This is a genomic window from Qipengyuania sp. L-5Y, from assembly GCF_056859455.1.
Genome location: NZ_JBSXOM010000027.1, coordinates 36,575 through 47,649 on the forward strand (window position 1 = coordinate 36,575; position 11,075 = coordinate 47,649).

Genomic DNA, 11,075 nt, shown 5'->3' on the forward strand with positions numbered 1-11,075 from the left:
TTCAGTCACGAGGGTCTAGTATCCGAACATCCTTCAGGAGATTCGACATGTTCAAGCACATCGCCTTAGCCACTGCCGCTTTCGGAATGCTCTCCTCGCCCGTTCTGGCGGATGAAAACGCCCAGATGACACGCGGCGAAGAGAAGCTGGCCAAGCTGCTTGACGGTCGCGTTGCAGGCGAGCCGCAAAGCTGTATCCGCACCTTGGGCAGTCGCAATCTCAGCCAGATCGACGGCACGGCCCTGACCTATCGCGATGGCGACACCGTATGGGTCAATTATACGCGCAATCCCGACAGTATCGATGATCGCGACATCATGGTCATCGACCGGTTCAGCGGATCGAGCCTGTGCCGTACCGATCAGGTGAAGCTGGTCGATCGGGTCAATGGCTTTCTGTCAGGAATCCTGCTGCTCGACGAGTTCGTCCCTTACAAAAAGGTCGACACCGAAGGTTGATCGCCCGGTCAGGCCTCGCGTAACGCTTTTTGGCCCGCCGCCCGGATAACCGCCCTCGCTACGAATACGCCGACCACAGCAAAGGCCGGGAGCATCAGGCCCGGCTCGGGCAATTCGAAGCCGAAGGCGGTACCGGCTGCGCGCACAAGCGCGGTCAGTCCCAGCATGGTGGCAACCCCGACGACAAGCAGGCCGAACGCATTGGCCACAGGTCCGTTGGCGTTCTCGCCTAACAAAGCCCCATCGTTCATCGCTGCAAGCAGGAATAGAGCGACCAGCGGTAGCAACACGCCGTTGAACGCCTGCGCGGCAAGGATTGCGGGTGTCGGCCGGATGTCGGCCAGCCCGAACCCCACGCCGATGATCAGGATGACCAGCCACACTGAACGAAAACGCCATCCGGATGCCTGCCACCGGGCGTCGTCTGGCGCGCCGAACAGGCCCCGCGCCGTCAGCGCGGCGGCCAGCGGTGCAGTCACTGCCGACGAGACGCCAGCAGCGAGCAGGCCGATCCCGAAACCGGTCCGCACCCAACCGCCAAGTTCAACTGCCAGAACGTCGCCCAGTGCATCGAAAGAAAATTCGCCGGTGAGCGAAGTCCCTACCACGAGAATGCCAGCGGTAATCAGCAGGCCGAGGCCGACGGCCACGCCCAGTCCGAAGCGCATTTCGTTCAACCCCTGCCCCCGGGCCAAAGCAGCGCCGAGAAAGAGATTGTACGGCACCACCGTGGTGCCGACCAAGGCAAGTACCCCAAGCAATGCGACACTGTCGTCGCCGAAGCCCGGTGTGGGCACAAGTCCGACAAAGAGCGACGCAAGCGGGGGAGCCAGCGAGATCGCCACGGCGAGAAATCCCGCGCCCATGAGCGCGACGAAAATCGCCATCGTCCGGGCCACACCTTGCGGCGATCCCGAAAGCAGGAGGGCCGCAGCGATCGCGGCCAGGATGAGCGTAACAGCTTCCTTGGACCAAGGTAACGCCAGCATCGCGCCCGCTGCCCCGCCCAGTATATTGCCAGCTTCATAGGCAGCGCACCCCAGCAGGATTGCACCACCAATCAGGATAAGGGTGGCGATGCGTGCAAAACCGGTGGGGTACCGACGCCGCAGGATAGTCGCCAGATCATCGCCCGTAGCTACGCTCAGCCGGCCAGCGAATTCCTGAAGAGTAAATGTGGCAATACCGGAGAACACCACTGCCCATAGCAGCGCCGTACCGGCAGCGGCACCGGCGCTGGCGGCAGCCGTGACCGTGCCCGGCCCGATGAACGCTGCCGCAATCGCGGACCATAACAGGATCGAGGCCAGGCGCTTCATCGACTGCCTTTCTGCAGCAAGCGGGACGATGCAGCAATCATGTGTTTGCCAGGCCGGTCTTGCAGAGGGCCAGGGCCGGACAGGTGGCGCAATCCGGCATCGACGGGCGGCACCATGTCTGGCCCAGCTTCTTCATCAGCAAGTGGTGTTCATCATAGTCAGCGCCGGACCATTCTTCCGGCATTACAGGCATGATCGCGTCGAAGGCGCGTTCCGTGTTTGCTTTCGGCGGGACAAGGCCCATTCGCTGAAGGATACGCTTGTGATGACCGTCGAGAACGATGGCGCGCCGGTCAAGTGTGGATGCATTCATGACCCCGGCAGCGATCTTGCGCCCCACACCGGGTAGCTGCTCCAGCCAGTTCATGGCTTCGTGAGTTTTCATTTCACCAAGATGCGAAAGATCGACCTTGCCGCGCGAGGCTACAATCGCCGACAGGCTGGCCTTCAGCCGTTCGGCTGCGACGCCGGGATAAGTCTGCGTCGTGAGTTCGGCTTGCAACTCGTCCAGCGCAGCGGTCGCAACCTTTTCCCAGCTCTTGAACCGCTTTAACAGGCGATCAGTGGCAGCGTTCGAAATCTCCGATTTCGTCTGCGCACCGATCACACCCTGGACCAGTACCCATTCCGGTTGCCGCCACGCGGCGGCCGCGCGTTCGATACGTCCGAACCGTTGGACAAGCAGCGCCTGAAGCCGCCGTATGACGTCCGTGCGGGGATCGGACCCTAGCGGGAGTTCCAATTCACTCCCATTCGATCGTACCCGGCGGCTTGCTGGTATAGTCGTAGACCACTCGGTTGATGCCCTGCACCTCGTTGATGATGCGCGTTGCAACGCGGCTGAGGAAGCTGGCATCGAAGGGAAAGATGTCGGCCGTCATCCCGTCGGTGCTGGTTACGGCGCGTAAGCCGCACACACTGTCATAGGTGCGGCCGTCACCCATTACACCGACGGTCTTGACGGGCAGCAGCACCGCAAAGGCCTGCCAGATCGCGTCGTAAAGCCCGGCGTTGCGGATCTCTTCGAGGTAGATCGCATCCGCCTTGCGCAGGATGTCGCAGCGTTCCTTGGTGACTTCACCGGGAATGCGGATGGCGAGGCCGGGCCCGGGGAACGGATGGCGACCGACGAAAATCTCCGGCAGCCCCAGCTCGCGGCCCAGTTCCCGCACTTCGTCCTTGAACAGTTCGCGCAAGGGTTCGACCAGCTTCATGTTCATGCGTTCGGGCAAGCCGCCGACATTGTGATGGCTTTTGATCGTGACGCTCGGCCCGCCGGTGAAGCTGACGCTTTCGATCACGTCTGGATAGAGCGTTCCCTGCGCAAGGAAATCCGCTCCGCCGATCTTCTTCGCTTCGGCTTCGAACAGATCGATGAAGGCCCCGCCGATGAACTTGCGCTTCTTTTCCGGGTCGGTCTGGCCCTCCAGCCCACCTAGGAACATCTCTTCGGCATTCACATGAACGAGCGGGATATTGTAATGGTCTCGGAACAGGGTCACGACCTGCTCGGCCTCGTTCATGCGCATCAGCCCGTGGTCGACGAAGACGCAGGTCAGTTGATCGCCAATCGCCTCATGAATGAGCACTGCGGCAACCGCGGAATCGACGCCGCCAGACAGGCCGCAGATAACCTTGCCATCACCAACCTGCGCGCGAATTTCTTCGATCTTGGTCTTGCGGAATTCGGCCATCGTCCAGTCGCCGGCGAGGCCGCAGACATGGCGCACGAAATTGGCCAATAGTTTCCCGCCGTCAGGGGTATGCACCACCTCGGGGTGGAACTGCGTGCCGTAATATTTGCGCTCTTCGTCGGCGATGACCGCAAACGGTGCCCCATCGCTTGTCGCGACGATCTTGAAACCGGGCGCAAAGCGCGTGACCTTGTCACCATGGCTCATCCAGACCTGATGACGTTCGCCGTTCTTCCATAGGCCGTCGAAAAGCGCGCACTCCTCGGTCACGGTCAGATAGGCTCGGCCGAACTCTCCGCCATCGCCGGTTTCGTGGCCGGGACGCACTTCGCCGCCAAGTTGCTGACTCATCACCTGCTGGCCGTAGCAGATGCCAAGGATCGGCAGTCCGCTATCGAACAGGATCTGCGGTGCGCGCGGGCTGTCCTCGTCGCAAACGCTCGCAGGCGAACCGGAAAGGATGATCCCCTTGGGTTGCAGGCGATGAAAGGCTTCCTCGGCCTGCGTGAACGGCGCGATCTCGGAATAGACCCCCGCTTCGCGCACGCGGCGTGCGATAAGCTGGGTGACCTGGCTGCCGAAGTCGACAATGAGTATGGAATCGGGGAGGTGCTCTGGCTGCATGCGGTCCGTTAAAGGCAGCGCGCGCCCGCTGTCCAGCATTGGCTCTTACGCTCGGGAAATTGTCCCCATGGCCAACAAGAGGCTGGTCGGGCACAGGCGCCATTGATCACCCTGCTGCGGCGATCCGCGGCAAAATGTGCACTTCCATGCAACCTATTGGATTCTCACGTCTTCGGCGACCACAGAAATAACCAAGGGACGTGCCCGAAATGGGTTGCGCAAAACGCAACACCCATCCAAGTTTTCACACTTTAGTTCAAGGACGTGAAAGATTATTACAACCCTCACAGCCAGACGGCGACCCATGAGGAGCCGTTTCGGACGAATTACAGATACGACGGCAGTCCAAGCAGCCGCGTTTCTGGCCTTCCTCGCCAAGAGCGGTCGGCAACATGCCTACCGGGTCTGCGAGGCGATATGGCAGCGAGTAGAGACGCGGCCGCCGACATTCCTCTCCCTCCCCCCAAGAAGTTGGCGCCGCGTCTCGAAAGCCGCAGCCACCGCGAGCGTCACGCGGGCAAACCGCGCCGTACCGCTTCCTCGCGAAGTTCCGTCTTGAGAAGCTTTCCGATGTGGCTGCGCGGCATTTCATCGATAACGTGTAGCTGAGCCAGCCGCTGCGTCTTTCCCAACCGGGAATTGACCGCGTCGCGAATCGTATCGCAGTCGCGGGCGCTTTCCTTCAACGTGATGAAGCCAACCGGCGTTTCGCCCCAGCGTTCGCTGGGTACGCCGATGACGGCCGCTTCGACGACATCGGCTTCCTTGGCCAGTTCATCCTCCAGGTCGACGGGAAAGATATTGAACCCGCCGGAAATGATCATGTCCTTTGCGCGGCCCACCAATTCGACAAAACCTTCGGCATCTATCCGCCCGATATCGCCCATCCGCTGCCACAGGTCACCTGTCTCAGGGTCGGTCCAGTATCCTTCCTGTGTTTTCGCGGGCTGGTTTTTGTATCCCGTCATCATCGTCTGGCTTCTGCCGATGAGATTTCCCGCCTCACCGGGTGCTACGGGCTTATCTTCATCGTCGAGCACCTTGAGTTCGCTGCCCGGAGCGGGGCGACCGACAGTATGAAGCTTGTCGGGAAATTTGTGCGCTTCCAGAAGACACACGACGCCGCCTTCGGTCATGGAATAGATTTCCACCAACGCGCCAGGCATGCGATCAAGCACTTCACGCTTCAGTTCGGCCGGGAACGGCGCAGAGGTGCAGTATTTGAGCTGTAGCGAAGAGAGGTCGAATTCGTCGAAGCGTGGCTCCTGCATCAGGCGGCGGTACTGTACCGGCACCAGCATGGTGGCAGTCGTGCCGTCTTGCTCTGCGAACTGAAGCCATCGCAGCGCGTCGAATTTGCGCGTTACCCGTACGGTGCCGCCAGCGAGCAGGGGTGGCAGGAACGCAACCATCGTAGTGTTCGAATAGAGCGGCGTGGATGCGAAGGTGCACACCCGCATCCCGTTCTCCAGCCAGCTCGATGCCGTTGAAGCGAATTGGCGCCACCGCATCTGGTGAGAATGGACGATACCCTTGGGAACGCCGGTGGTGCCGCTTGAATAGATAATGTTGAAGGCGTCGGCAGGTTCAGGATCGAAGGAAGCGGCCTTGGCGCCTTGGGGCGCCATCCACGTGTCGAGGTCCTCGTCCAGCACGATACGCGTCATGTCCGCAAAGCAGCCGTCGCCCAACTCGTTCAACTTCGCGCGATCCATGAAGATATGGGTAGCGCCGGAATCCTTCGCCATTCCGGCCAGCTGATCGGGACTGGCGCTGGTAGTCAGTGGAGCCGCTACTCCGCCAGCCCGCACAGCCGCAAGAAATACGAGCGCGTAGGGTATGGACGAATACCCAAGGATCGCTACCGATTGCCCGCGCTCCAGCCCTTCTTCCAACAGCCGAGCAGCGATCCGTTCTACCTTCTCGCCGAACTGCGCCCAGGTGATCTCGGCATCATCGTCCCGAATGGCGATTTTTTCGCCCAGCTCAGCGGCATTGTCGGCGATGATTTGCGAATAGCTGCCAAATGGTTCGGCAAGCTTGGCGGCGATCTGTGTCTCTCCCATACCCGCACCCTTATCGCTGACCGCGCGTCTGTCTAGCCGCCCGATAGACTGCCGAGCGAAAATGCCAGGATCACCCCCAGTGCAGTCGCGATGCCGGCCCAGTGCCGGTCCTCCCGAAAGGCCTGCGGGAAAACTTCGGTGGCGAGGCTGGCGACCACTGCACCGGCAGCAAAGCAGCGTATAAGCGCCAGTGTACCCTCTCCCACGCCGGTCAGCGCCAGATTGCCGACTATCGCGGCAAGAGACAGCAGGACGGCAGTGCCTGCCCACAGCACCATGATCTTGCCCTTCGACCGCCCGTCCTGCGCCATCGAGCGTGCGCCGCCTGCCGCCTCGGGCAAGTTCGACAGCAGGATCGATCCGGCCAGGGCGGCAATCTCCAGTCCCCCCGCACCGATGAGCGCGACGCCCAGGGCAAGGTTTTCCGGAATACCGTCGAGGGTAATGGCCGCCAGCAACCCTCCGCCTCCGTTGGAACCCCATTTTTCGTCAATCAGATAATCGCAGATCGCGAAGACGATTGCGCCGGCGCCAACGCCGAGCATGGCGTGAAATACGCTGGACTTTTCGATCGAGGGCTGGATGAGCTCGGTCGTGACCGAAAGCAGCAGCGCGCCCCCGGCCAGCGCGACGAGAAAGCCTTCGAGGCGTTCGGGCAGCTTGCCGTAGATGCCCCATGCAGCGCCGACGACAAGAGCGCCCGACACCACCAGCACCACGGCAAAAAGCATCAGCATTCGATCACATTGACCGCAAGCCCGCCCTGGCTCGTCTCCTTGTATTTATTACTCATGTCGAGCCCGGTCTGCCGCATGGTTTCGATTACCTGGTCCAGCGACACGAGGCTTTCCGCCCCCGTTCGATGAAGGGCCAGTCGCGCGGCGTTGACCGCCTTCACTGCGCCAATGGCATTACGCTCGATACACGGCACCTGCACCAGCCCGCCGACCGGGTCGCAGGTCAGGCCGAGGTTATGCTCCATGCCGATCTCCGCCGCCGAGGCCACCTGCACCGGCGATGCGCCCCACAGGGCCGCGAGTCCGCCCGCCGCCATGGAACAGGCGACGCCAACTTCGCCCTGACAGCCCATCTCGGCACCGGAAATACTCGCGCGCTGTTTGTAAAGCAGGCCGATTGCCCCTGCCGTAAGGAGGAATGTGCGCCGACTATCCGTGCACGGCTGTTCGTCGTTTGCCACGCAATAGAACCGGATCACAGCAGGAATGATGCCCGCCGCGCCATTGGTCGGCGCGGTGACCACGCGCCCGCCCGCGGCGTTTTCCTCGTTTACGGCCATAGCATAGCAGTTGAGCCAGTCGAACAGTTGTTCACGCTCGTTCGACTGGGGGTTCGCGGAAAGCTTGTCCCACAGGTCCGGCGCACGCCGTTCGACCTTCAGGCCACCCGGCAATATCCCGCGCTGGGTGAGGCCACGGTCGATGCACTGATCCATGGCCTTTGCAATCCGGTCGATACCCTCGAGCGTTTTATCACGCGGTCGGAAAGCGTCTTCGTTGGTGAGGATCAGATCCGCGATCGAAACGTCCGTCGTGTTGCACGCCGCCAGAAGCTCTGCTGCCGAACCGAAATCGTGCGGAACCTGTGTGCCCGTATTGATGCGGTCGCCCTTGGGCTTGCGCTTGAGCTGAGCTTCGGATGCGACGAAACCGCCGCCGGTCGAGTAATATGTCCGCTCGGACAGTTTGCCGCCATCGGCGTCGAAGGCGGTAAGCTTCATTCCGTTGGGGTGCAGGTCGGGAATGATGTGCCCGGCCAGATCGATATCCACCGCAGGGTCGAAGGCAATTTCACGCCCCCCGCCAAGACCGAGCCGTTTGCTGGCGCGAACCTTTTCGAGCGCCGCAGCCGCTTCGTCAGGACATGTCTTGTCGGGTGCGAACCCCATCAGACCCAGAATGCTGGCATCGACCGTCCCGTGCCCAACGCCCGTAAGCGCCAGAGAACCCTGCAGTTCGATCGCGATGCGGGCCGTTCGCTGGAGCTTGTCCGATTTTGCCAGCGCCCTCGCGAAGGTGCGGGCGATCCGCATCGGACCCACCGTATGCGAGGACGAAGGACCAATCCCAATTCGGAAGATATCGAGCACTGAAAGCATGGCTGGCGAGATGCGCCTTCGACCGCCTGAAATCAACCAGTTGCCGCTCCTGCCGGACAGACGGCAATCTGTGGGTAAAATCGGCGCTGAAACTTTGGAATTTCGGCCTCGAAAGCCTATATGATCGATATGGACGATACCCCTGAATACACGGGCGCCGAAGCGCCGAAGAAAAACGGTTACGGCGCAGATTCGATCAAGGTCCTCAAAGGCCTCGATGCAGTGCGCAAACGGCCTGGCATGTACATCGGCGATACCGACGATGGCTCGGGCCTCCACCACATGGTGTTCGAAGTGTCGGACAATGCGATCGACGAGGCGCTTGCCGGGCATTGCGACCTCGTCCTGATCGAACTCAACGCCGATGGCAGCGTGTCGGTCGAAGATAACGGTCGCGGCATTCCGGTGGACATGCACAAGGAAGAAGGCGTGTCCGCGGCAGAGGTCATCATGACCCAACTGCATGCCGGCGGAAAGTTCGAAAACACCAGTGACGACAACGCCTACAAGGTTTCGGGCGGGCTTCACGGTGTTGGCGTGTCGGTTGTCAATGCGCTGTCCGAATGGCTCGAACTCACCATCTGGCGCGACGGCAAGGAACACTGGATGCGTTTCGAACATGGTGACGCGGTCGAAAGCCTGCGTGTCGTGGGCGATGCTCCCAAGGTCGAACAGAATCCCGACGAAGAAGGCTTCAAGAAGGGCACCCGCGTAACCTTCAAGGCATCGGAAGACACCTTCAAGAACGTCATCGAATTCGATTTCGAAAAGCTGGAGCACCGCTATCGCGAGCTCGCCTTCCTCAATTCGGGCGTGCGAATTCTCCTTCGCGACAAGCGGCACGAAGAGGCGCTCGAACACAATCTGTTCTACGAAGGCGGCATTGCGGCATTCGTCAAATATCTCGACCGCAACAAGCAGGCGCTGGTCGCCGAACCCATTTCGGTAAGCGCTGAAAAAGACGGTATCGGCATCGACGTCGCGCTGGAATGGAACGACAGCTATTACGAAAACGTCCTGTGCTTCACCAATAACATTCCGCAACGTGACGGCGGGACCCACCTTGCGGCCTTCCGCACCGCGCTGACGCGCACGCTCAACAATTACGCCACCGCCAGCGGGTTGATGAAGAAGGAAAAGGTCAGCCTGTCCGGCGAAGACATGCGCGAAGGGCTGACCGCAATCGTATCGGTCAAGCTGCCGGACCCCAAGTTCGGGTCCCAGACCAAGGACAAGCTGGTGTCTTCGGAAGTTCGCCAGCCACTCGAATCGCTCATGGGCGAAAAGATGACGGAGTGGCTCGAAGAGAACCCGAACGATGCCAAGCAGATCATCCAGAAGGTCATCGACGCGGCCGCCGCGCGTGAAGCTGCCCGCAGGGCACGCGAGATGAGCCGCAAGGGCGCCATGAGTATCGCGTCGCTGCCCGGCAAACTCGCCGATTGTCAGGACCGCAATCCCGAAAACTGCGAACTCTTTCTGGTCGAGGGCGATTCGGCAGGCGGGTCGGCCAAGCAGGGTCGCGATCGCAAGACACAGGCCATCCTTCCGCTCAAGGGCAAGATCCTTAATGTGGAACGTGCCCGCTTCGACCGGATCATCTCGTCCAAGGAAGTCGGCACGCTGATCCAGGCGATGGGCACCGGCCTGCGCGACGAATTCAATCTCGAAAAGCTGCGCTATCACAAGATCGTCATCATGACCGACGCCGACGTCGACGGCGCCCATATCCGCACGCTCCTGCTGACCTTCTTCCATCGTCAGATGCCCGAGATCGTCAAGGCTGGGCACCTCTTCATCGCGCAGCCTCCGCTGTACAAGGTGTCGCGAGGCAAGAGCGAAGTCTATCTGAAGGATCAGCCGGCCTACGACCGTTACCTGATCGCACAGGGACTCGACGGCCGGGTGCTCGAAGCGCAGGGCGGGCCGGTACGCGGCGGTGGGGAACTGCAGGCGTTGGTCGACCACGGTCTGCGCATGCGCAACATGCTCGGTTTCGTGCCTCGCAAATACAATTCGGAGCTGATCGAGGCGATGGCTCTGGCCGGCGCGCTCAACCCTGCCGGAGATCGTTCTGCTGCTCTCGATCGTGCTGCCGCCCACCTCCAGATGGGCGATCCCGATGCTCGCTGGAAGGCCGAGACTGGCGAAGACGGAAAGGTCCGCCTAAGCCGCGTCTGGCGCGGTGTTACGGACGTACACGAAATCGACCCGGCATTTCTCGAAAGTGCCGAGGCACGCAAACTGCACAAGATCGCGCAGGATTTCGCCGATGTATACGCATCGCCCTTGCGCCTCGTGCGCAGCAGTGCGGAAACAGAGCCCGACGATGGCGAAGCGAACGAAGCGGATGACGATGCGCCGATCCTGACCGACGACGCGATCACCCTGCCGACCCAGCTGCTCGACGCGGTGATGGTCGCTGGGCGCAAGGGGCAGAAGATCCAGCGCTACAAGGGTCTTGGCGAGATGAATGCCGAGCAATTGTGGGAAACCACCCTCGACCCCGACAACCGCGCGCTACTGCAGGTGAAGGTCGAGGATGCCGACGTGACAGATGAAATCTTCACCCGCCTGATGGGCGACGTCGTCGAACCGCGCCGCGAATTCATCCAGAACAATGCCCTCAATGTGGCAAATCTGGACGTTTGATGACCTGAGCTTAACACAGCCAGGGCATGCGGCAGCATTGAAGTCGCCTTAGAAAGGGCCGGGAAAAGCGTCATTGCCTATCCCGGCCCTTTTTATGCGGAAATTCCCACCCGCAGACACCTTTCACAAAAAACAGGTATTTCACC

Annotated in this window: 8 protein-coding genes; 2 read left to right on the forward strand and 6 right to left on the reverse strand. The window is 61.0% G+C overall.

The window, feature by feature from the left end; genetic code table 11:
- Positions 1–47 precede the first annotated feature (47 nt).
- Positions 48–458, forward strand: coding sequence for a hypothetical protein (locus AC13F2_RS06390; protein ID WP_103024067.1), 411 nt, complete (start codon positions 48–50; stop codon positions 456–458).
- Between the two features lie 8 nt (positions 459–466).
- On the opposite strand, the gene AC13F2_RS06395 is transcribed toward AC13F2_RS06390, so the two are convergent.
- The 6 genes from AC13F2_RS06395 to AC13F2_RS06420 all read right to left on the reverse strand — a co-directional run bounded on the left by AC13F2_RS06395 (position 467) and on the right by AC13F2_RS06420 (position 8,277).
- On the reverse strand, positions 467–1,777 hold the full coding sequence (locus AC13F2_RS06395; protein ID WP_482964675.1) for an NRAMP family divalent metal transporter: 1,311 nt from the start codon (positions 1,775–1,777) through the stop codon (positions 467–469).
- Positions 1,778–1,814: 37 nt separating this feature from the next.
- Positions 1,815–2,519, reverse strand: coding sequence for an endonuclease III domain-containing protein (locus AC13F2_RS06400; protein WP_375246380.1), 705 nt, complete (start codon positions 2,517–2,519; stop codon positions 1,815–1,817).
- Between the two features lies 1 nt (position 2,520).
- Complete coding sequence (guaA, locus tag AC13F2_RS06405) at positions 2,521–4,095, reverse strand: glutamine-hydrolyzing GMP synthase (RefSeq protein WP_482964796.1); 1,575 nt, start codon at positions 4,093–4,095, stop codon at positions 2,521–2,523.
- A gap of 509 nt (positions 4,096–4,604) precedes the next feature.
- Positions 4,605–6,161 (reverse strand): class I adenylate-forming enzyme family protein, encoded by a 1,557-nt coding sequence (locus AC13F2_RS06410; protein WP_482964676.1) that lies wholly within the window; start codon positions 6,159–6,161, stop codon positions 4,605–4,607.
- A 32-nt stretch (positions 6,162–6,193) separates the two neighbouring features.
- The gene (locus AC13F2_RS06415) at positions 6,194–6,898 is read right to left on the reverse strand and encodes a ZIP family metal transporter (RefSeq protein ID WP_482964677.1); all 705 of its coding nucleotides are present in this window, start codon (positions 6,896–6,898) and stop codon (positions 6,194–6,196) included.
- On the reverse strand, positions 6,892–8,277 hold the full coding sequence (locus AC13F2_RS06420; protein ID WP_482964678.1) for an L-serine ammonia-lyase: 1,386 nt from the start codon (positions 8,275–8,277) through the stop codon (positions 6,892–6,894). The genes AC13F2_RS06415 and AC13F2_RS06420 overlap by 7 nt, the downstream gene beginning before the upstream one ends.
- 120 nt (positions 8,278–8,397) lie before the next feature.
- On the opposite strand from AC13F2_RS06420, the gene gyrB reads away from it, so the two are divergent.
- Positions 8,398–10,929: a DNA topoisomerase (ATP-hydrolyzing) subunit B gene (gene gyrB / locus AC13F2_RS06425; protein ID WP_482964679.1), complete on the forward strand. Its 2,532-nt coding sequence runs from the start codon at positions 8,398–8,400 to the stop codon at positions 10,927–10,929.
- The last annotated feature ends 146 nt before the right edge of the window (positions 10,930–11,075 follow it).

Excerpts from the sequence above, each read along its gene's own strand:
- AC13F2_RS06390 (WP_103024067.1), top strand. The coding sequence starts at position 48 with ATGTTCAAGCACATCGCCTTAGCCACTGCCGCTTTCGGAATGCTCTCC.
- AC13F2_RS06395 (WP_482964675.1), bottom strand. The coding sequence starts at position 1,777 with ATGAAGCGCCTGGCCTCGATCCTGTTATGGTCCGCGATTGCGGCAGCG.
- guaA (WP_482964796.1), bottom strand. The coding sequence starts at position 4,095 with ATGCAGCCAGAGCACCTCCCCGATTCCATACTCATTGTCGACTTCGGC.
- AC13F2_RS06410 (WP_482964676.1), bottom strand. The coding sequence starts at position 6,161 with ATGGGAGAGACACAGATCGCCGCCAAGCTTGCCGAACCATTTGGCAGC.
- AC13F2_RS06415 (WP_482964677.1), bottom strand. The coding sequence starts at position 6,898 with ATGCTGATGCTTTTTGCCGTGGTGCTGGTGGTGTCGGGCGCTCTTGTC.
- AC13F2_RS06420 (WP_482964678.1), bottom strand. The coding sequence starts at position 8,277 with ATGCTTTCAGTGCTCGATATCTTCCGAATTGGGATTGGTCCTTCGTCC.
- gyrB (WP_482964679.1), top strand. The coding sequence starts at position 8,398 with ATGATCGATATGGACGATACCCCTGAATACACGGGCGCCGAAGCGCCG.